Source organism: Streptomyces sp. NPDC056452 (genome assembly GCF_042796085.1).
In the GTDB taxonomy this organism is placed as follows: Bacteria; Actinomycetota; Actinomycetes; order Streptomycetales; family Streptomycetaceae; genus Streptomyces.
On record NZ_JBHTRI010000001.1, the window covers coordinates 58998 to 82467 of the forward strand.

The 23470-nt window shown below is 70.7% G+C and carries 14 protein-coding genes; 4 read left to right on the forward strand and 10 right to left on the reverse strand.

The window, feature by feature from the left end; all coding sequences use genetic code 11:
- The first annotated feature begins 20 nt into the window (after nt 1–20).
- Complete coding sequence (locus ACFQ6X_RS00275) at nt 21–1976, forward strand: hypothetical protein (protein ID WP_383173550.1); 1956 nt, start codon at nt 21–23, stop codon at nt 1974–1976.
- 34 nt (nt 1977–2010) lie between these two features.
- Nucleotides 2011–2733, forward strand: coding sequence for a TetR/AcrR family transcriptional regulator (locus ACFQ6X_RS00280; protein ID WP_383173553.1), 723 nt, complete (start codon nt 2011–2013; stop codon nt 2731–2733).
- Between the two features lie 9 nt (nt 2734–2742).
- Here the strand turns inward: ACFQ6X_RS00280 and ACFQ6X_RS00285 are convergent, their stop codons facing one another.
- The 9 genes from ACFQ6X_RS00285 to ACFQ6X_RS00325 form a co-directional block, all read right to left on the reverse strand.
- Entirely contained in the window at nt 2743–3093 is a 351-nt protein-coding gene (locus ACFQ6X_RS00285; RefSeq protein WP_383173556.1) for a 5-carboxymethyl-2-hydroxymuconate Delta-isomerase, read from the reverse strand.
- A gap of 179 nt (nt 3094–3272) precedes the next feature.
- Nucleotides 3273–8585, reverse strand: coding sequence for a pullulanase-type alpha-1,6-glucosidase (gene pulA / locus ACFQ6X_RS00290; RefSeq protein ID WP_383173559.1), 5313 nt, complete (start codon nt 8583–8585; stop codon nt 3273–3275).
- A gap of 96 nt (nt 8586–8681) precedes the next feature.
- Nucleotides 8682–10409, reverse strand: a complete 1728-nt coding sequence (locus ACFQ6X_RS00295) for a carbohydrate-binding module family 20 domain-containing protein (protein ID WP_383173562.1) — start codon at nt 10407–10409, stop codon at nt 8682–8684.
- A 429-nt stretch (nt 10410–10838) separates the two neighbouring features.
- A complete protein-coding gene (locus tag ACFQ6X_RS00300; RefSeq protein ID WP_383173565.1) occupies nt 10839–11588 on the reverse strand; it encodes a hypothetical protein in 750 nt (249 codons plus the stop codon).
- 233 nt (nt 11589–11821) lie between these two features.
- Nucleotides 11822–12880, reverse strand: a complete 1059-nt coding sequence (locus ACFQ6X_RS00305) for a LacI family DNA-binding transcriptional regulator (RefSeq protein WP_383173568.1) — start codon at nt 12878–12880, stop codon at nt 11822–11824.
- Nucleotides 12865–14541, reverse strand: a complete 1677-nt coding sequence (locus tag ACFQ6X_RS00310) for a glycoside hydrolase family 13 protein (RefSeq protein WP_383173571.1) — start codon at nt 14539–14541, stop codon at nt 12865–12867. The genes ACFQ6X_RS00305 and ACFQ6X_RS00310 overlap by 16 nt, the downstream gene beginning before the upstream one ends.
- A 99-nt stretch (nt 14542–14640) precedes the next feature.
- Nucleotides 14641–15519 (reverse strand): sugar ABC transporter permease, encoded by an 879-nt coding sequence (locus ACFQ6X_RS00315; RefSeq protein WP_383173574.1) that lies wholly within the window; start codon nt 15517–15519, stop codon nt 14641–14643.
- Nucleotides 15516–16532, reverse strand: coding sequence for a sugar ABC transporter permease (locus ACFQ6X_RS00320; protein WP_329211756.1), 1017 nt, complete (start codon nt 16530–16532; stop codon nt 15516–15518). The genes ACFQ6X_RS00315 and ACFQ6X_RS00320 overlap by 4 nt, the downstream gene beginning before the upstream one ends.
- Before the next feature lie 21 nt (nt 16533–16553).
- A complete protein-coding gene (locus ACFQ6X_RS00325) occupies nt 16554–17825 on the reverse strand; it encodes an extracellular solute-binding protein (protein WP_383173578.1) in 1272 nt (423 codons plus the stop codon).
- Between the two features lie 358 nt (nt 17826–18183).
- On the opposite strand from ACFQ6X_RS00325, the gene ACFQ6X_RS00330 reads away from it, so the two are divergent.
- Entirely contained in the window at nt 18184–19227 is a 1044-nt protein-coding gene (locus ACFQ6X_RS00330) for a LacI family DNA-binding transcriptional regulator (protein ID WP_383173581.1), read from the forward strand.
- A gap of 76 nt (nt 19228–19303) precedes the next feature.
- A complete protein-coding gene (locus ACFQ6X_RS00335) occupies nt 19304–20290 on the forward strand; it encodes a phosphatase PAP2 family protein (protein WP_383173584.1) in 987 nt (328 codons plus the stop codon).
- 134 nt (nt 20291–20424) lie between these two features.
- Here the strand turns inward: ACFQ6X_RS00335 and ACFQ6X_RS00340 are convergent, their stop codons facing one another.
- Nucleotides 20425–23418: a bifunctional [glutamine synthetase] adenylyltransferase/[glutamine synthetase]-adenylyl-L-tyrosine phosphorylase gene (locus ACFQ6X_RS00340; protein ID WP_383173587.1), complete on the reverse strand. Its 2994-nt coding sequence runs from the start codon at nt 23416–23418 to the stop codon at nt 20425–20427.
- Nucleotides 23419–23470 lie beyond the last annotated feature (52 nt).

Below are 23470 nucleotides of genomic sequence, written 5' to 3' on the forward strand. Positions count from 1 at the left end.
ATTCGCTCGTTCTGCTGAACGTGCCCCCACTACGAGCAGTACCGTCGTCCGGCGGCCGCCCCTGCGCGGAACAGGCCGATACGGACCGGGCAGAGGCCGCACTCGTCGAGCACTACGCGCGGCTGGTCAGGATCGGATATCTCGTGCTGCCGCCCTCGTTCGGCCGCAACCGCCGGGTACTGACGGCACACTGGCTCGCCCAGCGCTCCCTGCCCCGGTCGCGCAGCGCGCCGCCGGAGGCGGCTCTCCCGAGGCCGCGCCATGCTGCCGGAGCCGCCTCGGCCGAGCGCGGCTACGCCTATCTGCGGCTGCGGGTGCTGCGCTCCGCGCTGGAGGCGGGACAGCCGCTGCTCCGGTTCGCCCGGCCCCGGCGCGTACAGCTGCCGCCCCTGCTGCCGCAGGTGTGGGGGCTGCGGCTCTTCCCGCACTCCTGCGGTGCGGAGGAACTGGCCCTGGAACAGGCCCTGGCCGAGGTCTCGGGGCCCTGCCGGGCCGCCCATGTGCTGCGCGGCCTCGAAGGGCTCGCGGACGCGGAGGTGTGCCGGGTCCTCGGTGCGGCGGGGGTCGCCGACCCCCCGGCCGCCCTCCTGGAGGCGGACGCGCTCACGGCGTCCCACGCGCTGCTCACCTCGCCCGAGTTCGACCCGTGTTCCCTGCAGGTCCGTCCGACGGATCTGCTGCGCCGCCGACGGCGCGGGCGGGCCGTCGCGGCCGGGCTCGGCGCGCTGCTGGTGTGCGGGACGCTGCTGCTGATGCCGCGCGACGGCCTGGGCGGCTCCGCCTCCGCACCGCCCTACTCCCGGAACGCCGCCGCCGAACAGGCGCTGGACCCGGCCGCGTTGCGGCGGGTTCCCGTCGCGTTCTGGCAGAGCTCGGCCCGCAGGGACTTCACGTCCTGGCCCACCCGGGGCGACCGGACCGATGACACCCGGCTGCTGGGCCGCGCCCTCGCGGCCTGGGCGCGGCCGGGCAGTGGGGTGGCCTCGTCGGCGACGCCCGGGACACCCGTCGGCCCGCCGATGGGCCCACCGCAGCTCCTGTACGCGGGCGAGGTCGACGCGGCGGCTGTGGTGCTGTTCCACGACGGACTGCGGATCGTGCGCTACGCCGAGCCGCGCAACGCCGATCCGGCCGGGGGCGCCGCGCTCGACTTCGCCCGGGTGGACGGCGCCGACTCGGTGACCGCGGGCGCCCTCGTCGTGCAGCGCCGCAAGGGCCGGATCCGCTATCTGACGGCACCCTGGGTGCGTGGGGCCGCCGTACGGGACCTGCTCGCGCCGCGCGGCGCGGCACGGCCCCTGCGCCGCGACCGGCACGGGGTGACGGCTGCGCTGACCGGCCCCGCGGCCTCGGCCGGCTGCCACTCCTGGAACGCCCTGGAGGTGCGGGAGGGCACAGCGGTCCGGCTGTTGACGGATCTCGGCGAGCTGACACCGGTCCGCCTCACCTCGGGTGCGCCGTCCGCCCCGCACGATGTGTCGGGCCGGTCCGAACGGGAGAGCTGGGCGCGCACCGCCTGTCTGCTGCCGGCCGTGCGTTCGCGCGGGGTCCGGTCGGTGAACTCCTGGCCGTACGCGAGACAGCCGCTGCCCGAGGGCGAGGGGGCCGCCCTGTGGCTCTGCACCCGGGCGGAGACCTGGCGGGGCACGGGCAGCAGGGTGCTGGCCCAGTTCCAGGCGCCGCCCGGGCTTTCGGGCGGCGCCGGTGCGCCGGGCGCGGTCGCGGCGCACTCCGAGGACTCCCCCGACTGCGGGGTGCGCAGACCGCAGGTTCTCGCGGGCGTGCTGTGGAGGTCGGACGGCGGGCGCTGGTACGTACTCGCGGCCGGTTCACGGCAGTTCGCGTCCCTGTCCGCGACGGGTGGTGTCAGGGCCCGGGCGGACGGGCGTCTGCTGGCCGTACGGGCCCGGGCGGGCGACCGGGCACGGCTCGACGGGCTGTTGGCGGACGGCAGCCGGGCGAGGGCCCTGCGCTGAACGGGCGCGGCCCGGCCCCCGTTAGGCTGGGGGTATGACGACCGGTGTGCGGCGCAGGATGGGCGTCGATGAGCGCAGGCAGCAGTTGATCGGCGTCGCGCTGGAGTTGTTCAGCCACCGCTCCCCCGACGATGTGTCGATCGACGAGATCGCGGCCGCGGCCGGTATCTCGCGTCCGCTCGTCTACCACTACTTCCCCGGTAAGCAGAGCCTGTACGAGGCGGCGCTGGGGCGTGCCGCCGACGAGTTGGCCGGCCGTTTCCTGGAGGCGCACGAAGGGCCTCTGGGGGCAAGGCTGCTACGGGTGATGGGCCGGTTCTTCGACTTCGTCGAGGAGCACGGGCCGGGCTTCGCCGCGCTGATGCGGGGCGGTCCGGCAGGCGGTTCGTCGACGGCCGACGTCCTGATCGACGGGGTGCGGCAGGCCGCGTACGAGCAGATCATCGCCCACCTCAACGTCTCTGCCCCGCCCGCCCGGCTTGAGCTCGTGGTGCGGTCCTGGGTGTCACTGGCCGAGTCGACAGCCCTGCTCTGGCTGGACGGTCGGCGCATCCCGCGTGCCGAACTGGAGTTGCAGCTGGTGCACGACTTCGCGGCGCTGGCCGCGGTGAGCGCCGCGTACGACCAGGAGATGGCGGGCATCGTGCTGCGGGTCTTCGCGCAGGAGCCGGCGGACGGCCCCTTCGGAGACCTGCTGACGCGTCTCTCCGTCCTGGCGCCCGCCGCACCCGCCGTCCCGCCGCAGCGGCTGCCCTAGGGCCGGGGCCTAACCCTTGCGGTAGGACGCATCCAGGTCCCGGACCTCGGCCGAGGCGTGGACGGTGAGGCCGTCGACGGGCTTCAGGTGTCCGGCCAGCAGCTCCAGGACGGCTTCCGTCAGCTGCGCCTTGATCTCGGGGGTACGGCCGGGCAGCATCGCAATCGAGACGTTCACGATGGTGTCGCCCGTCGCGGCGTCGCCGACGACGGAGTCCTCGGCACGGCGGAACCGGGTCTTGCAGGCGGGGATCTTGGTGGACACGGTCTCGGCGACGAGCGGGTGCAGGGCCAGCGCGAAGCCGCGGCGGTCGAAGCTGTCGTCGAGCTCGCCGGAGTAGTCGACGGTGATCTGCGGCATCAAGCGCTCCTGATTGCGTGTGCGGGTACGTATACGTGTACAGCGTGCATGCACGTGTACGCATTCAGCTTCGCGTGATCGCGCCGCCCGCACAAGGGAGTCCCCCGCGAAACGGGTCGGCCCCCGGCTCCGCACCGATGGGGCGCGGAGCCGGGGGCCGGCCGGGGGAACGGGGCGCGTCAGCGCTGGGAGAACACGGCGACCGTGCGTCCCGGGACGGTGAAGCTGCCCGACTTCCCTTCGTACGAGGACTTCTTGACCGCGGCGTCCGAGCCCGCCGCCTGGACGGGGTGCAGCGCGTAGGCCTTGCCGGCGAGCTCGGGGACGGCCTGGCTCTGCGTACCCGGGGTGGCGTTCATGACGACGACCAGCTTGCCCAGGCGCATCGTGATCACCCCGGGTGTCTCGTCCTTCCCGGAGAGCGGGAAGGACAGCGTGTCCTGCACCTGTGCGGTGGTGGCGAGGTCGAACTCCTTCTCGGTGGTGCGGATGGTGAGCAGGTCCTGGTAGGCAGCGGAGGCGCCGGTGATCTGCGCGCACCCGGGGGTGAGCGCGGGGGCGGTCAGCAGCGGCTTCCCGTAGGACCACTTGTCCTTGTTGTCGGCGGCGGGCGGCAGTCCGCGGCCGAAGCCGTTGCCCTTGCGGCAGTCCCAGTGCAGCGCGTTGAACCAGTCACCGCTGTCGTAGGAGTTGCGGTCGAGCGACTTGGAGCGCAGCAGGTCGGAGCCGGCCTGGGAGAGCGAGGGGCCCTGCGAGAGTGCGGCGGTCGCCATCGCCAGGACCTGCATGCGGGCCCGGTCGGCGGCCGGGGTGTCCGCGGGGAGCTTGAAGGCGAGGGCGTCGTACAGCGACTCGTTGTCGTGGGCGTCGGCGTAGGCGAGCGCGTCGCCGGGCACCGCCGCGTATCCGGCGGGGGCCCCGTTGTAGTCGACGGCCGAGCCCTTGACCGTGCGGCCCTGGGTGTCGGTGAAGGTGTAGTCGGCGAGGTTGCCGGTCAGACCGACCTTGATCAGGTCCTGGTAGTGGAGCAGCCGGGCCTTCTGTTCGGCCTCGGTGCCGTTGGCGGGTGAGGTGTTGGGGTCGGTGTAGAGGCCGGAGGCGAAGCCCTGGACGCGGGGGTCCGCGTCGAAGGGGCCACCGCCGCGTACGGCGTCGCGGGCCCGGTCGGAGAAGGTGGCGATGCCGGTGCCGGCCATGTTCTTCTGCGTGGCCTGGACGAAGCGGGCGTCATCGGCGATCTCGCCGAAGTTCCAGCCCTCCCCGTACAGGATGATCTTCTTCCCGTCGACGCCGTCCTCGGCGACGGTCAGCTCGTCGAGTGCCGTGCGGACCGCGAGGATATTGGCCTTCGGGTGGTGTCCCATCAGGTCGAAGCGGAAGCCGTCGACCTTGTACTCCTTGGCCCATGTGACGATCGAGTCGACGACGAGCTTGCCCATCATCGTGTTCTCGGGCGCGGTGTTGGCGCAGCACGTCGAGGTGGCGACGGTGCCGTCCTCCAGGAGCCGCTGGTAGTAGCCGGGCACGATCCGGTCGAGTACGGACTTGTCGTCCTGGCCGGAGGCGACGGTGTGGTTGTAGACGACGTCCATCACGGTCCGCAGTCCGGCGCCGTTGAGCCCCTGCACCATCTTCCGGAACTCGACGGTGCGCTTCGTACCGTCGGGGTCGGAGGCGTAACTGCCCTCGGGAACCGTGTAGTGCAGCGGGTCGTAGCCCCAGTTGAAGCCGTCCTTGGCCGCTGCCTTCGCGACGCAGGCCTGCTGTTCCTCGGAGTCGGGGGCGTACACGGACAGGTCGCAGGCGGGCTTGTCCTGGTCGGACTTCTTCTCCGGGATGGTCCCGATGTCGAAGGCGGGCAGCAGGTGGACGTAGCCGGTGCCGGAGTCCGCGAGTTCCTTGAGGTGCTTCATCCCGTCGGAGCGGGTGTCGGTGAAGGCCAGGTACTCGCCGGGGTGCTTCGACGTACCGTCCGCGATCGAGAAGTCGCGGATGTGCAGCTCCTGGATCTGGGCGTCGCGCAGCGGGGCCGCGGCGGGCTTCTTCAGGCCGGACCAGCCGCTCGGGGCCAGCTTCGGGTCGTCGAGGTCGACGACGAGGCTGCGGGCGGAGTCGGCGGTCAGGGCGGTGGAGTAGGGGTCGGTGACCTTGTTGGTGACCATTTTCTGGACGGTGGGCGCCCAGACGTCCACGGTGTACCGGTAGGGCTTGCCGTTCCAGCTCCTGTTCCCGGTGACCGACCAGACGCCGGTGCGGTCGTCGCGCCGCATCGGGACGTTCCTGCCGTCGAGTTCGAGCGAGACCGTACGTGCGGTGGGGGCCCAGACGGAGAGCGTGGGGCTGCCCTTGCGGAACACGGGGCCGAGGTCGGCGCCGCTCGCGGCGTTCCCGTACAGGCTGTCCAGGATTCCGGCGGTCTGCACCCCGGTGGCGGCCAGCAGGGCGCCGTTGGCGGCGCGCTGGGTGGCGACGATCTGGCCGCGCAGCGACTCCCGGACCCTGTCCCGGTCGCGGGCGTCGACGGTGAAGGCCGGGTAGTCCTTGAGGTGCGGGTACTTCGCCTTCTGCGCGTCGGTGAGCGCGGTGGCGTTGAGCCGGAGCCACTGGCCCTCGTCGGTCAGGGCGCCGTCGACGACGGAGATCCCGCCGTTCTTCGCGTACACGAGCTGCTGGCTGGTGGCGTCGGTGGCCTTCACCTTCCAGACGACGGTGCCGGCGTCGATCCACTGGGCCTCGGCCTTGGTGAGGTCGGGCGTGGGCGCGCCACCCGTCTGCGGCAACAGGTAGCCGGGCTTCCCGCCGAGCATCCAGACCTCGTGCCCGTACGAGGCGATGTCCAGGGACTGGTCGCTCGGGAGGTCCTTCTCGTCGCCCTTGTGGAGGATGTAGCTGAGCGAGGTGGCACCGTCGGTGAGCGGCACCTCGTAGGTGGCGCCGTAGGCGTCGGTCTTCACGGGCAGCAGGGGCTTGGCCCAGTCCGTGGGCGCGGCGGCCCCGGTCCAGGTGTGCAGGCCCCAGCCGTCGTAGTTGCCGTCGGCGCGGTGGTAGTGCAGGACGGCCTTGGAGGTGTCCTGCGGCGGGTTGGCTCCGTCGGGCGCCTCGGTGGCCTGCCCGTCCTTGCCCTGCTCGACCCAGACCTGGCCGGTCTTCGCGAGGTCGACGGTGCGCTCGGGCCCGTCGGCGGTGCCGGCCTTCTCGACCGTGTACGGGAGCGACGAGGTGCCCTCGGCGAGGTCGATCCAGGCGAAGGCGCCGTAGGCGTCGCGTCCGATGAAGTCGGCGGTGCTGTCGCCGGACTTCAGCTGCCATCCCTCGTAGTCGCCGTCCGCGCGCTTGTAGTGGACGACGGCGTGGTCGCGCTCGACGGCGACCGGCTTGGGCGCGGGCGGGGCCTGTCCGGCGGTCGTCGAGGCGAGGGCGCCGGCCGTGCGGCCGGTGCGGTCGACGACCACGGCCTTGTAGCGCAGCGGGGTCCCGGCCTTCACCGAGTCGTCCAGGTGCTGGGTGACCTTGTACGGGGCGTGGTCGGCGGAGCCGAGGGTGCGCCACTTCCCGTTGCCGGTCTGTGCGGCGAACACGACCCGGTCGAGCTGCCCGCCGTCCACGTCGGCGGTGATCTCCACGGTGCCGGTGGCCCCGGCGGCGGGGGCCTCCAGGGTGAGCGAGGGCTTGGTGGCCGGGGCGCCCAGCGGCTTGTCGGCGCGGAGCACGACGCTGGAGAGCGCGGGCACCGTGACGCTGACCGTCTTGTCGGCGCCGCTGCGGACCGATTCGGAACCGCCGTACAGCGTACGGAAGTTCATGCCTGCCGAGCCGGTGGCGAGCTCGACGGTCCTCGCCGCGTCGCCGTTGTTGGTGGCGACGACGTACTCGTACGGCCGCTTGGCGTCGGTGCGCGAGAAGGCGTACACGGAGCCTTCGGCGTACCGCTCGGTCTGGGTCCCGTCACGCAGCGCCGGGTGCTCCCGGGTGAGCTCGGAGAGGGCGGCTATGGACCGGTAGAGCGGGTGCCGGGTGTCGTACGCGTCGGAGGCGTGCGTGCGGTCGGTGCCCAGCTGGTCGTCGTCGAGGTAGTCGGCGGTCTTCGAGGCGAAGAGCGTCTGGCGGGCGTCCTTGTCGCCGCCCGCTCCGGTGAAGCCCTGCTCGTCGCCGTAGTAGATCACCGGGTTGCCGCGGCCGAGGAACATCAGCTCGTTGGCCAGGCGCGCACGGTCGAGGAGTTCGGCGTCGGAGGCCTTCGGATTGTCCTGCTTCAGGAAGGTGCCGATCCGGCCCATGTCGTGGTTGCCGAGGAACGTCACCTGCTCGTAGGCGTTGGCCTTGTCCGTGGTGTAGCGGTAGTCGTCGCCGTAGACCGCGGCGAGCTTCGAGGCGGGAGCACCCTGGGAGGCGTACTGGCGGGCGGCTTCCTGGAAGGGGAAGTCGAGCGTCGAGTCGAGCCGGCCCCGGGTCACGTAGGGCGAGGTGATTGCGGTGTCGGCGGAGTAGACCTCGCCGAACATGAAGAAGTCGTCGCGGCCGTGCTCGGCCGCGTAGTCGTCGAGGGCGGTGGCCCACTGGGTCCAGAAGTCGAGGTCGACGTGCTTGACGGTGTCGATGCGGAAGCCGTCGATGTCGAAGTCGCGGACCCACTTCTCGTAGATCTTCTCCATGCCGGACACGACCTCGGGACGCTCGGTCCACAGGTCGTCGAGGCCGGAGAAGTCGCCGTACTCGGTGGACTCGCCCGCGTAGGTCGAATCGCCCCGGTTGTGGTACATCGTGGTGTCGTTGAGCCAGGACGGGACCTTCTTGCCGGCGTTCACCGGCGTGTACGGGAAGGAGTCCTCGTCGGTCTTCGCGACGCCCTGCGTGTCGTCGAAGGGGCGGCCGTCCTTGTCGAGGTACGGGAAGGCGCCCTTGGGCTTGTAGCCGTACTTCTTCTCGGCGTAGTCGACGGTGTCGGCGGTGTGGTTGGTGATGACGTCGAAGAAGACCTTGATGCCCTTGCCGTGGGCCTTGTCGATCAGCTTCGTCAGGTCGGCATTGGTGCCGAAGTGCGGGTCGACCTGGGTGAAGTCGGTGATCCAGTAGCCGTGGTAGCCGGCCGAGGCGTTGTCGCCGGTGCCCTGGACGGGGCGGTTCTTGAAGATCGGGGCCAGCCAGATGGCGGTGGTGCCGAGGCCCTTGATGTAGTCGAGCCTGTCGGCGAGGCCCTTGAGGTCGCCTCCCTGGTAGAAGCCCTTGTCCGTGGGGTCGTAGCCGGTCTCCAGCCGTGAGCCGGTCAGCCCGCCGCGGTCGTTGGAGGTGTCGCCGTTGGCGAACCGGTCGGGCATCACGAAGTAGAACTGCTCACGGGTCAGGTCGTGCCTGGCCGGCTCCTTGGCGAGCGCGGCGTCCGAGGGCGGGGCCGGGGGTCTGGGTGAGGCGGCTGCGGTGGCCGCCGGTACGACGGGCAGCAGCGCCGCGCACAGTGCGGCAACGGCCCCCCGCCGGAGGGTGGTTCGGGACACGGGCGGGTTCTCCTCGACTTTCGGGGTGGGTCCTGGTGGAGCTGGTGCGGGCCGGGGACGCACCGCCGCGCGTCCCCGGCCCGCCGAGCGGTGCGGTCAGCTGCGCCAGACGTCGGCGGTCAGCGTGACCTTGCCGGAGGCCGGCACGGTGGCGGTGCGGTTCGCGCCGCTCTCCCAGGTGACGTTGCCGCTCGCGTCCTTGCGGAGGTACTTGTACTCGAACGCGGTGCCTGCGGGCAGGCTGACGTCGAGCTTCCAGACGGGGTACGTCGCCGGGTCGAGCTTGAGTGCGCTTCCCGGGGCCCAGCCGCCGAGGGCGGCCTGGCTGCCGGTGACGTAGATGTTCTGGCCGAGCTGGGTGGTGGCGTTGACGCCGAAGGAGGCGCCGGACTGGCCGGTGCCGGGGCCCGGGTCGGTGGTGCCGCCGCCGGCACACGTACGGGCGTTGACGTGCAGCGCGATCGCCGTGTTGGAACCGAGGGTGGCGGTGAACTGCCCCGATCCGTTGACGGTGACGCCGTTGCCGGACTGGACGTCGCAGTAGTCACCGGCGGGCAGCGAGGTCTGGAACGTACGGCTCAGCGAGGAGCCCTCGTGGTTGATCGCGACGTACGCCTTGGCGCCGCGTCCGAAGGCGATCTGGTCGCCGCCGTTGTCCCACCAGTTGGAGACGGCCTGACCTCGGGCGGCGTTGCGGAAGCCGACCATGGAGGAGATCTCGCGCCAGGCATGCTGGCACTTCCAGCCGTCGCTGTAGCAGGCGTTCACCTGGCCGCCGTTGGGCGGGCCGGCGTCCTTGTCGGACCACTCGTAGCCGGAGTGGACGTCCGGGGAGCCGTAGGGGTAGGCCAGCATGAAGACGCTCGCCAGGGTGTAGTTGGCGCCGTCCTTGTAGTTCAGGGTGTCGCCGCCGCGCTCCGTGTCGTGGTTGTCCACGAAGACGGCGGACTTGCCGGACTCCATGAAGCCCCAGCCCTCGCCGAAGTTCTTGAGGCTGGCGAGGTTCTCGTTGTTGAAGACCTGCTTGAGGCTGCGGCCGTAGCGGAACTCCTGGACGTCACCGCTGCCGAGGTACTCGGAGGGCGATACGGCCTCGCCCGCTCCGTAGATCGCCTCGTGCTTCCAGTAGACGCCCGTGTTGCTCAGCCGGGACTTGATGTTGGAGAGGTCGCCGGCCGGTATGTGCTTGGCGGCGTCGATGCGGAAGCCGTCGACGCCGAGGGAGAGCAGGTCGTTGAGGTACGTGGCGATCCGGCCGCGCACGTAGTCCTCGCCGGTGTCCAGGTCGGCCAGGCCGACCAGTTCGCAGTTCTGGACGTTGCCCCGGTCGCCGTAGTTGTTGATCTGCGACTGGCAGTCGTTCATGTCGCTCACCGAGTAGGTGCCCGGGTAGTCGTACTTGCTGTAGGAGGAGCCGCCCGTGCCGGTGCCCGAACCGGCCGACATGTGGTTGATGACCGAGTCGGCGATGACTTTGACACCGGCGCCGTGGCAGGTGCTGACCATGTTGGCGAAGGCCGTACGGTCGCCGAGCCGGCCGGCGATCTTGTAGCTGACCGGCTGGTACGAGGTCCACCACTGGCCGCCCTGGATGTGCTCCTGGGGCGGCGAGACCTGGACGAATCCGTAACCGGCCGGACCGAGGCTGTCCGTACAGGCCTTGGCCACGGAGTCGAACTTCCACTCGAACATCACTGCGGTGACGTCCTTGTCGCCGGGTGGCGCGGCCTGGGCCGTACCTGCGACGCCGAGCCCGGTGGGGATGACGAGAACGGCAGCACCCGTGACCAGGGCGAGCGCGGCAGACAGTGGTCTGCGTGCCATGTCTTTCCTCCTGCGGTGGGGGAAATGCGGGGATGGCGGAGCAGCCTCACATGGCAACGCGCCGTGCCCTCAAGGCTCATGAAGGTTCTTGCAGCAAGAATGCAACACCTGCATGCGAGCAGACCGTACGAGCCTGACCTGGCCCGGTCAAGCCCCTGGACATGACGCGATCACATCCCGCTCACATCCACGAAATCTCGGAGATTTCTTCCTGCAAGGTCTTTCGCAAGATATTGCGGGGCTGTTAAATTCATCCCGACTCCGGCCCGGTCGGCCGGGGGACCCGGTACGCCGGGCCCCACGCGCCCGGCCGGCCGGGCCGGTCACAGCACAGAGAGGTCCGGAGTCGCTCCACTCCCCGCCGGCCCATCCCGGGCCGACTTCCGGACCTCTCCTGTGCTGTACGGCCCCGTCCGCCGGACGAGCCGCTCAACAGGGCCAGTACGGGTCCTCCCAGCGGGCGGGTTCGGTGAGGCCGAGCAGCCGTATCACGTGGTGCAGCTCTTCCGAGGCGCCCTGGGAGACGAGACGCGCGGGGGCGTGCCGGATCAGCCAGGCACTTAGCTCGCTCAGCTTCCTTTTCTCATGCTCCCAGGCATGCCACGGGAGTCTGTCGCAGAGCAGGTGCAACTCCCACAGTTCCACAGCCTCCACCAGGCGCCGGTCGGCCGCGGGACGGTGCGTCGTGGCCCACACCGCGAGCCAGGGAGTCACCGTGCCCGAAGCCTCGGCACACAGCGCGAAGAGCTCGTACGCCGGTACGGCGGCATCGGGCGCCGTGAGGCTGTCGGACCACCACGCGTGCAGGAACTCCAGGACGGAAGAAGCCTGATCGGCAGGCCACTGCCGCCAGTCGCCGCGCCCGAAGGACCGGCCGGCGTCCACCATGTCGAAGAGCGGCACCTGGCCACCGACGAGAAGTGCCGCGAACTGGGGCAGGATGCGACGCAGCACCGCCCCGTGATCACGCCAGTCGCTCGCCTGCCATGTGCGGCGCAGCAGGTCCGGGTCGAGTTCCACATCGGGCGTCTTGAGCTGGGCGAGTTCCTCGGCGCTGCCCCAGTGGCACGCGCAGTTGTCCTCGTCCGGGACGGCCGTCATCCCACGGAAGGTGGTGGCGAGACCGTCGAGCGCGGCCTCGAGTCGGAGCCGTGCCGGTGTCCGGTCAGCAGGGGTCATGGGCTGTCGCCTCTGTGACTCCGGGCGGTCGCACCGGCCGAAGAACCCTACGTTACCGGTCGCCTGCGCAACTCGGAGGTGGGCCCGCTTCCGGTCTCACGGTACGAGCGGGCGAGCCCGGGGACTCGAGGACGCGCTGCCGGGCTGAACCGGCGCTCCGGCCATGTACGCGAAAGGCCGGGTACGCGAAAGGCCGGGTCCCCCCTCCGGACCCGGCCCCGCTCCACGCTCGTTCAGGCGACCCGCACCGCCGCGGTGGACCCGCGCACCACGAGCTCCGGCTGGAACACGTACTCCGTGCGCTGCACGGGACTTCCGGCGATCTCCTCCAGCAGTGCCCCCACGGCCGCGGCAGCCATCGCCTGTACCGGCTGGCGCACCGTGGTCAGCGGCGGGTCGGTGAACGCGATCAGCTGCGAGTCGTCGAAGCCGACGACGGAGACGTCGCGCGGGACGTCCAGTCCCCTCCCCCGGGCCGCCCGGACCACGCCCAGTGCCATCAGGTCGCTGCCGCAGACGATGCCGGTGCAGCCGCGGTCGAGCAGGGCGCCCGCCGCGACCTGGCCGCCCTCGACGCTGAACAGCGTCGAGCACACCATGAGTTCGGCCTCGCTCCGGTCCATGCCCAGCACGGAGACGGCCGCGTCGACGAAACCGTCGCGCTTGCGCCGGGAGGGCACATAGCGCTGCGGCCCGATCGCCAGACCGACCTTCCGGTGCCCGAGTTCGGCGAGATGCCCGACGGCCATCCGTACGGCGGCCGTGTCGTCGGGCGAGACGAACGGGGCGCTGATGCGCTCGTTGTAGCCGTTGATCAGGACGAACGGCACGCCGCGGTCACTGAGCGCGGCGTACCGTGCCGGGTCCGCCGACGTGTCGGCGTGCAGCCCGGAGAGGAAGACGATCCCGCCGACGCCACGCTCGACGAGCTGTTCGACCAGCTCGTCCTCGGTGGCGCCGCCGGGCAGTTGGGTGCAGAGCACGGGTGTGTAGCCGTGCCCGGCGAGGACCTGCTCCACGGACTGCGCGAACGCCGGGAAGATCGGGTTGGTGAGCTCGGGCGTCACCAGTCCGATCAGCCCGGCGCTGCGCTGCCGCAGCCGTACGGGGCGTTCGTAGCCGAGGATGTCGAGGGCCGCGAGCACCCGCTGACGCGTGGTGTCCGCGACGCCCGGCTTCCCGTTGAGCACCCTGCTGACGGTCGCCTCGCTGACCGCGGCCTGACCGGCGATGTCGGAGAGCCGCAGCGCCGGTCCGGTCCTGGGTGCGGGGACGGTCACACCGTCCACCACACCGTGGTGTCCGCGGGCAGCTCCACCGTGTCGCCGTCGACGGTGACCGGGGCGCTGGCGAGCAGCAGCGTGCCGGGCGCCGTCAGCCGTACCGGGGCGCCCGTGGTGTTGACCGTGCAGACGAAGCCGGAGCGGCCCAGCGCGAGCACGCCCTCGGGCGCGTCCAGCCAGTCCACGTCCGTGCCGGCGCCGAGCCCGGGGTGCTCGCGGCGGGCGCCGATCGCGGCGCGGTACAGCTCCAGCGTGGAGCCCTCCGCACCGGTCTGCGCCTCGACGGAGAGCTCGCCCCAGCCGGCGGGCTGCGGCAGCCAGCTGCTGCCGCCGCCGAAGCCGTACGAGCTGCCCTCGCGGGTCCACGGGATCGGCACCCGGCACCCGTCGCGGAAGCCGTCCTGCCCCTCCGCGCGGAAGAACGACGGGTCCTGGCGCGCCTCGTCGGGCAGGTCGGTGACGTCCGGCAGGCCGAGCTCCTCGCCCTGGTAGACGTACGCGGAGCCGGGCAGCGCCAGCATCAGCAGCGTCGCGGCGCGGGCCCTGCGCAGACCGAGCTCGCGGTCACCGGGCGTACGGATCTGGGTGCCCAGGCCCGGCGGGTTGGCGAAGCGGGTGGTGTGCCGGGTGACGTCGTGGTTGGAGAGCACCCAGGTGGTGGGGGCGCCCACCGGACGCATCGCGTCGAGCGAGGAGTCGATGACCTTGCGCAGTTCCGCGGCGTCCCAGGCGGTCGACAGGTACTGGAAGTTGAAGGCCTGGTGCATCTCGTCGGGGCGCACGTAGTTGGCGGTGCGCTCGACGGTGGGGGTCCATGCCTCGGCGACGGCGATCCGCTCGCCGGGGTACTCGTCGAGGATGGTGCGCCAGCTGCGGTAGATCTCGTGCACACCGTCCTGGTCGAAGAACGGCATGACATCGTTGCCCAGCAGTTTCAGCTGATCGTGCGTGCCGAGGTCGGGCAGTCCCTCGGCCTTGACGAGGCCGTGGGCGACGTCGACGCGGAAGCCGTCGACGCCCATGTCGAGCCAGAAGCGCAGGATCGAGCGGAACTCGTCGGCGACGGCCGGGTGTTCCCAGTTGAAGTCGGGCTGCTCGGGCGCGAAGAGGTGCAGGTACCACTCGCCGGGGGTGCCGTCCGGGTCGGTGGTCCGGGTCCAGGCCGGGCCGCCGAAGATGGACTCCCAGTCGTTGGGCGGGAGTTCGCCGTCGGCGCCCTTGCCGGCCCGGAAGTGGTAGCGCTCACGCAGGGCGGAGCCGGGGCCCTCGGCGATGGCACGCTTGAACCACTCGTGCTGGTCGGACGAGTGGTTGGGCACCAGGTCGACGATGATGCGCAGGTCCAGGCCGTGGGCCTCGCGGATCAGCGCGTCGGCGTCCAGGAGCGAGCCGAACATCGGGTCGATGGCCCGGTAGTCGGCGACGTCGTAGCCCGCGTCGGCCTGCGGCGACGCGTAGAAGGGGCTGAGCCAGACGGCGTCGACACCGAGGTCCCTGAGGTACGGGAGCCGTGCGGTGATGCCCGCGAGATCGCCCATGCCGTCGCCGTTGCCGTCGGCGAAGCTCCGTGGATAGACCTGGTAGATCACCGCGTCCTGCCACCAGCCGGTGCGGTTGCCCGGGGCGTCGTCGGACGTGCCGGTGGAGGGGGCAGCGAGGTGCTGGGTCATGTCGTCCCTGGGGTGTCTGGGTGGGGAGCGGCGCCGGGACCGGGTCGGGGATCCGGCGCCGCCGTGACGGGGTGCGTTCGGTCGTACGTGCCCTGGGCGTCAGCCCTTGACGGCTCCGGCGGACATTCCGGTGACCAGGTGCTTCTGCGCGAAGAGGAAGACCAGTGCCGCGGGGATCGCGATGAGGACGGACGCGGCGGTCATCGGACCCCACTGGGCTCCGTACTGGTTGACGAACTTCTGCAGTCCGCCCGCGAGTGTGAGGTTCTCGTCGCCGACCATGAAGGCGGAGGCGTACGCCACTTCGCCCCAGGCGGTGATGAAGGAGTAGAAGGCGGTGACGGCGAGGCCGGGCTTGGCGAGCGGCAGGATCAGCCGCCAGAACGTGCCGAACGGGGTGAGGCCGTCGACCTGCCCCGACTCGTCGATCTCGTGCGGGATCGTGTCGAAGAAGCCCTTCATCATCCAGGCGCAGAACGGCACCGAGATGGTGAGGTAGGTGATGACGAGTCCGGCCGGCTGGTTGAGCAGACCGATGCCCGCCATGATGTTGTAGATCGGCACGATCAGGACGGCGACCGGGAACATCTGGGTGATCAGCAGCGTCCACATCAGCCCGCGCTTGCCGGGGAAGCGGAAGCGGCTGACGGCGTAGCCGGTGGTGGCGGAGACGAAGACACCGATGACGGTGGAGAGCCCCGCGACGACCACGGAGTTGCCGAACCAGCTCAGGAACTCGGTGTCCTTGATCAGGTTCGTGTAGTTCTCGAAGGTCGTCTCTTTGAAGAAGTCCGTCGTCGTGGCGAACTTGGCGGGCTTCAGCGAGGTCAGCAGGACCCACAGCACCGGGAAGACCGCGATCACGGACGCGACGATCAGGGTGACGTGGAGGGCCACGGACGCGGCCGGGGAGCGGTCGCCGCGCTGCCTGGGCTTGCGGGCGGCGTGCCGGGCGGAGGTTTCCGTGAGAGTGGTCACCAGTTGTCTCCCTGCGTGCGGAGCACTCGCCGGTACACCATGGCGAAGAGCATCAGGAGTACGAGGATCAGCACGCCCCAGGTGGAGGACTGCGCGAAGTCGCGCGGGCTGATCTCGAAGGAGAATTTGTAGGCCTGGGTGACCAGGATCTGGGTGGCTTCACCGGGTCCGCCGCGGGTCAGCAGGAAGATCACCGGGAACATGTTGAAGGTCCAGATGGTGGAGAGCAGGATCACCGTGGTGGACACCGGGCGCAGCCCGGGGAGCGTGATGTGCCGGAAGCGCTGCCAGGCGGTGGCGCCGTCCATCTCGGCCGCCTCGTACTGCTCCGAGGGTATGGACTGCAGTCCGCCGAGCAGGGCGACCATCATGAAGGGCACGCCGAGCCAGACGTTGACGGCGATGACGGAGAACTTGGCCCAGGTGGGGTCGTTGAGCCACGGGATGCCGTCGATGCCGCCGCCGCCGAGGATCTTGTTGAGCAGCCCGCGGTCCTCGTTGTAGAGGAAGCGCCAGGCGAAGACGGAGACGAAGCCGGGGATGGCCCAGGGCAGGATCAGGGCCATGCGGTAGGCGGAGCGGCCCGCGATACGGCGGTTGAGGATGTTGGCGAGGCCCATGCCGAGGCAGAAGGTGATGCCTACGCAGGAGACCGTCCACACCAGCGTCCAGCCGAGCGTGCCGAGGAACTGGGTACCCGTCAGCGCGTCGACGTAGTTGTCCACGCCCACGAACTTGTAGGTGGCGGGCAGTTCGTTGACACCGATGGACCGTGCGACGTTGCGCTCGTTCGCGTCGGTCAGCGACAGCCAGATGCCGCGGCCCAGCGGATACCCGATGATCACGCCGATGACGATCACGACGGGCGCGACCATGGTCCAGGCGTACCAGTGGACCGACATGGCCCGCCGGAGCCTGCTCGGTGGCGGGGGGTTACCAGTACCGCGGCTCCGGCCGCGGGCGACAGTGTCGCCCGCGGCCTTCGCCACCGACTGGCTGGTGTGGACAGCCATCAGTCGGCCTGCCTTCCTGAGTTACTTCCAGCCCTTGAGGAGCTTGCGGTAGGAGTCGCCGGTCGTGGACGCGGCCTTCTCCGGCGTGGTCTGGCCGGTGAGGACCTTGGTGTACTCGGTGACGAGCGGCGCGAAGAGGCTGCCGGTCTCCGGGATCCACGGGCGCTCGACGGCGGTCTCGACGACCGGCTTGAAGAAGCCGACGATCTCGCTGTCCACGGCCTCCTGCTTGGCGTACGCGGAGGTGCGGGTCGGGAGCAGGTTCAGCTCACCGGCGGTCTGCGCCTGGGTCTCCACCGAGGTCATGTACTCGACGAAGGCGTAGGAGGCGTCGAGGTTCTTGGAGCCCGCGTAGACGGCGAGGTTGTGGCCGCCCTGCGGGGCGCCCTGGGAGGCCGAGCCGGCCGGCACCGGGGCGATGCCCAGGTTGGCCTTGTCGGCGAACTCCTTGCCGGTCAGCGTGTCGGCGACGGCCCACGGGCCGTTGATCATCATCGCGACCTTGCCGTCCTTGAACGACGACTGCATGTTCTCCCAGCCGTCGGTGGCGTCGGTCTTCGCGGCACCGGAGTCGACGAGGTCCTTGACGGTCTTGAACGCCTTGACACCCTCGGGCTTGTCCACCGTGACGGACTTGGTGGAGGCGTCGACCAGGTCGCCGCCCTCGCCGTACAGGAAGGAGAGGAACCAGTACGCGTCGTCGCCGCGCAGGTAGAGGCCGGTCTTGCCGGTCTTCTCCTTGATCGTCTTGGAGACGGTCTTGAGGTCCGCGATGCTCGACGGGACCTCGACACCGGCCTCCGCGAAGATCTTCTTGTTGTAGAAGATGCCCATGGAGTCGATGACCTGCGGGACCGCGTACGTCTTGTCCTTGTACTTGGTCGACGCGGCGGCCTGCTCGAGGAAGTCCTTCTCGTTCTTCAGCGCGCTGGTGCCGTCCAGCGGGGCGAGGTAGCCGAGGTCGGCGAACTCGGGGGTCCAGGCGACCTCGGAGCGGATGACGTCGGGAGCACCGGCGCCGGCCTGCGCCGCGTTCTTGAACTTGTTCTGCGCCTCACCGAAGGGCACGTTGACGTACTTGACGTCGACCTTCGGGTGCTTCTTCTCGAAACCCTCGGCAAGCTTCTTGAAGACCTTGTCCTCACTGCCGACCGTCGAGGTGTCCCACCAGGTCACCGTGCCGGAGAGCTCGCCCGAGCTCTTGCTGCCGCCGGTCTCGTCGTCACTGCCGCAGGCGGTTGCCGCAAGCGCCAGGGCCGCGACCAGGGCGGTGGCCGTTATGCCACGTCGCATCTGAACTCCTTCAACTGCCGTACCGCTCCGTCGCGGCGCCGGGTCGACGTGAACGTAACAAGGATGAAAGACGACCGAAAGACTTTGCGGAAGATTTCTGCAAGCTCCGGCGATCGTTACATTGGCGTGTCCGCAAGGTTGCCGTCAAGACTCTTGACGGGAGCCTCGTATCCCTGCCCACACCAGGCCAGGGCCCGTATCCGCGCGGTACGACGATCGGACCGCGAGCAGTCGGCGGCGACCGCAAGGCCTTGCAAGATGTTGCTGCCAAGGGACCGGCCGACCCGTGCTGCCGGGCCCGGCCGCACGAATCCTGCGCATGGTGGGCAATACGACACGCGCCCGGTACAGTCCCCTCATGACCGCACGGCTTGCCGATATCGCAACTCAGGCGGGGGTCAGCGAAGCTACGGTCAGCCGCGTACTGAACGGCAAGCCCGGTGTTGCTGCGACCACCCGCGAATCCGTCCTCGCGGCGCTCGACGTCCTCGGGTACGAACGCCCCGTCCGGCTGCGCAGGCGCAGCGCGGGCCTCGTCGGCCTGATCACGCCCGAGCTGGAGAACCCGATCTTCCCGGCACTGGCCCAGGTGATCGGCCAGGCGCTGACCCGGCAGGGCTACACACCGGTGCTGGCGACCCAGACGCCCGGCGGCTCCACCGAGGACGAGCTCACCGAGATGCTCGTCGACCGCGGCGTCTCGGGCATCATCTTCGTCTCCGGTCTGCACGCCGACACCTCGGCCGATATGCAGCGCTACGAACAACTGCGGGCCCAGGGTGTTCCCTTCGTCCTGGTCAACGGCTTCTCGCCCAAGGTGCAGGCGCCGTTCATCTCCCCCGACGACCGTGCCGCGATGCGGCTCGCGGTCACGCACCTGGTGTCACTGGGGCATCAGCGCATCGGCCTCGCGGTCGGCCCGAAGCGCTTCGTCCCCGTACTGCGCAAGATCGAGGGATTTCACGCCACGATGCGGGAACAGCTCGGCCTCACCGCGGAAGCGGTGGAGGAGCTGATCCAGCACTCTCTGTACACGCTGGAGGGCGGCCAGGCCGCCGCCTCGGCGCTGATGGAGCGGGGCTGCACCGCGGTGGTGTGCGCGAGCGACATGATGGCGCTCGGCGCGATCAGGGCCGCCCGCCGGATGTCGCTGGAAGTACCGCGCGACCTCTCGGTGGTCGGCTACGACGACTCGCCCCTCATAGCGTTCACCGATCCGCCGCTGACCACGATCCGTCAGCCCGTGACAGCGATGGGTCAGGCCGCGGTGCGCACGCTGCTGGAGGAGATCGGCGGTACGCCCGCCCCGCACAGCGAGTTCGTCTTCATGCCTGAGCTGGTCGTACGCGGCTCGACGGCTTCGGGGCCCGGCCCCGACTCAGGAACCCACCCTCGTCGTTAAGGTGCAGAATGTGCGACCGGAACCCGACCGGAGGATCATCGGGCGGAGGGAGACGTATCTGGCAGACTCTGCGCCTATGGGTGATTCGCACGTGACCACACAGGAAGACCGCATGGCGGCCAACCCGTCACCCATCGTGGCGGAGGCGGCGGCCACCGGCTCGACACAGGTCGTCGGCCGGACGCGATCGTGGTCCCTGCGCTCGCTGCGGTCCCCGCGCCGCCCTCGTCTCTGGTTCGAGATCCTGCTGATCGCGGTCAGTTACTGGCTCTACTCGCTGGTGCGCAACGCCGTACCCGAGCAGCAGGCCGCGGCCCTGCGCAACGCCGACTGGATCTGGTCGCTCGAGCACACGGTGGGGCTCGCCTTCGAGGAGACGGTCAACCGGGCCGTCAATTCGGTGACATGGCTGATCGTGTCGATGAACTACTACTACGCGACGCTGCACTTCGTCGTGACCATCGGTGTGCTGATCTGGCTCTTCCGCCGTCATCCCGGCCGCTACGCGGCGTCCCGGCTGATCCTCTTCTCGACGACGGCCGTCGCCCTGCTCGGCTACTACCTCTTCCCGCTGGCACCCCCGCGCCTGATGAGCGGCGGGGGCTTCATCGACACGGTGATGCTGCACCAGACCTGGGGTTCGATGGCTTCGGGCAACTTCAAGCACATGTCGAACCAGTACGCTGCGATGCCTTCGATGCACATCGGGTGGTCGCTGTGGTGCGGTCTGACCATCTGCGCCCTGGCGACGGCCCCGTGGGCGCGGATCCTGGGCCTGCTCTACCCGGTGGCGACGCTGGTCGTGATCGTGGCGACCGCGAACCACTTCTGGCTGGACGCGGTGGGCGGCATGGCCTGCCTGACGTTCGGCTACGCGATCTCGTACGCCTGGTACGGGCGGCTGCCGCACCGGCTGCCGCGGCGGCCGGCGACCGCGGGGGGCCGTGGGCGCGTGCGCTCGCTGCTGCCGGTCCTGGCACGCCGCACCCGTACCCGTACCGACGCGCCGCACCCGTCCACCCAGCCGAGCCCGGCCCACTCGGCCCCGCGGAACTCCGGCTGACCCCTTCCTCGATCTGCCCCACCCCGAGCCCGCCCGGCCCGCCCGGCGATCGAGAACCGGGGCGCGGGGCGGAGCCCCGGGATCGGGAAGGGGCGGGCGGGGGAAAGGCCCCGCGCAGCGGCACCGCCCCCACCTCACCCCGCCCCGTAGAACCGCTCCTCCACCACCGCCCGCGCCCGCCGCGTGATCCGCCGGTAGTCCTCCAGCATGTCCCCGACGTGCCCCGGCTCGTACCCCAGGTACCGCCCCACCGCCGTCAGCTCCCGGGGGTTCGAGGGGAACGTGTCGCCCGGCCGCCCCCGTACCAGCATCACCGCGTTGCGCACCCGTGTGGCCAGCACCCACGCCTCGTCCAGCGTCTGCGCCTCCTCCACCGGGATCAGCTCCGCCGCACACGCCGCGGCCAGTGCCTCGCGGGTACGCGTCGTCCGCAGTCCCGGCTCCGCCCAGCCGTGCTGCATCTGCAGCAGCTGCACCGTCCACTCGACGTCGCTCAGCCCGCCCCGGCCCAGCTTGGTGTGGAGCGTCGGGTCGGAGCCCCGCGGTATCCGTTCGGACTCCATGCGCGCCTTGAGCCGCCGGATCTCCCGGACGGCGTCCTCGCCCAGCCCCTCCGCGGGATAGCGCAGGGGATCGACCAGCTCGACGAACGCGCGCCCCAGCTCCTCGTCCCCCGCCATCGGCTCGGCGCGCAGGAGTGCCTGGCTCTCCCAGACCAGCGACCAGCGACGGTAGTAGACCTCGTACGACTTCAGCGTGCGGACCAGCGGTCCGCTCTTGCCCTCGGGACGCAGGTCGGCGTCGATGATCAGCGGCGGGTCGGCGGTCGGCAGCTGCAGCAGCCTGCGCATCTCCGTGATGACGGTGTTCGCGGCCCGGGCGGCCTCCTCGTCGCTCACGCCCTCGCGCGGGGCGTGCACGAACAGGACGTCCGCGTCGGAGCCGTAGCTCAGCTCGTGCCCGCCGAAGCGGCCCATGCCGATGACCGCGAACCGGGTCGGCAGGGTGTCGCCCCACTGCTCGCGTACGGCGGCACGCAGGGCCCCCGAGATCGTGGCGGCGTTCAGATCGGTGACCGCGGGTCCGACCCGGTCGACGAGCGCGCCCGGGTCCTGTTCCGCGGGGTTCTCCTCGGTGCCGTACGAGCCGATCAGGTCGGCGGCCGTCGTACGGAAGAGCTCCCGCCGCCGCACCCCGCGCGCCACCGCGACGGCCGCCTCGGCGCCCGCCGCACGGCCCACCGCGGCAAGCACCTCCTGTTCCAGGTGCTCCCGGGTACGCGGCTTCAGCCCCTCCGGGTCGCCGAGGATGGCGACGGCCTCCGGGGCCCGCATCAGCAGGTCGGGGGCGAGACGGCCGGCCGACAGGACCCGGGCGAGGTTCTCCGCCGCCGCGCCTTCGTCCCGCAGGAGCCGCAGGTACCAGGGGGTCTTGCCGAGCGCGTCGGACACCTGCCGGAAGCCGAGGAGCCCCGCGTCCGGATCGGCGGAGTCCGCGAACCAGCCGAGCAGGACCGGCAGCAGCGTGCGCTGGATGGCGGCCTTGCGGGACACCCCGGAGGACAGGGTCTCCAGATGCCGCAGCGCAGCCGCCGGATCGGCGTATCCGAGGGCCTCCAGCCGGACGATGGCGGCCTTCGCGCTGAGCCTGGTCTCGCCGGGCGCCAGCTGGGCGACGGCGTCCAGCAGGGGCCGGTAGAAGATCTTCTCGTGCAGGCGCCGCACCACCGAGGCATGCCGCCGCCACGCCTTGTTGAGCTCGGCGACGGGGTCCGTACGCAGCCCGAGGGAGCGTCCGAGCCGCCGCAGGTCCGATTCGTCCTCGGGGACCAGGTGCGTGCGGCGCAGCCGGTAGAGCTGGATGCGGTGTTCCATGGCGCGCAGGAAGCGGTACGCCTCGTCCAGCTGCGCCGCGTCCGCCCGCCCCACGTATCCGCCGTCGGCGAGCGCCCGCAGGGCGGCCAGGGTGGAGCCGGCGTGCAGGGTGGCGTCGCTGCGCCCGTGGACCAGCTGGAGCAGCTGGACGGCGAACTCGACGTCCCGCAGCCCGCCGGGCCCGAGCTTGAGCTCGCGGTCGACGCGGTCGACGGGGATGTTGTCGACGACGCGGCGGCGCATCTTCTGTACGTCGCCGACGAAGTTCTCCCGGTCGGCGGCCTGCCACACCAGCGGCGACACGGCCTCGACGTACTCCGTGCCGAGCGCGGGGTCACCGGCGACCGGCCGGGCCTTCAGCAGGGCCTGGAACTCCCAGGTCTTGGCCCAGCGCTGGTAGTAGGCGAGGTGCGAGCTCAGGGTCCGCACCAGCGGCCCGTTGCGGCCCTCGGGGCGGAGATTGGCGTCGACCGGCCAGATGGTGCCTTCGACGGTGGTGTCGGCGCAGATCCGCATCATGTGGGCGGCGAGGCGGGTGGCGGCCTGCATGGCCCCGTTCTCCTCCTCTCCGTCCACCGGCTCCCCCACGAAGATCACATCGACGTCGGAGACGTAGTTCAGCTCGTGCCCTCCGCACTTGCCCATCGCGATGACGGCGAGCCGGCACCGGGCGGCGTCGGCGGGGGCGGCGGTACGGGCGATGGCGAGCGCGGCGCGCAAGGTGGCCGTCGCCAGGTCGGCCAGCTCGGCGGCGACCTGGGCGAGGTCGGTGGTGCCGCACACATCGCGGGCAGCGATCGACAGCAGGGAACGGCGGTAGGCGACCCGCAACGAGTCCGGGTCGACGGCATCGGCGAGCATGCGTTCGAATTCAGCGACGCCGGGGTGCAGATCGGTGGCCTCGTACGTGACGAGCACCTGCCAGTCGCGGGGGTACCGGGCCAGGTGGTCCCCGAGGGCCTCGGAGGCGCCGAGAACGCCGAGGAGCCGGTCCCGCAGCGGCTTGGCGGTGACGAGCGTGTCCAGCAGCACCTGCCGTTCGTCGGCCTCCTCCGCCTCCACGAGCCGGACGAGGCTGTGCAGGGCCAGATCCGGGTCGGCCGTGGCACCGAGCGCGTCGAAGAGGACGGGATCGGACCGTACGGAAGAGAGCTCGGGCAGTTCCAGGAGCCGTTCGGCGGCGGACGGATCGGTGAAACCGTGCCGCAGCAGTCGGGTGAAGTTGCTGCTCCTGCGCCCAGGCACCGTCGTCATCCCGTGTTCTCCTGCCCGCGGACCCACACGTGTCCGCTCTCCGAGCCTAGCT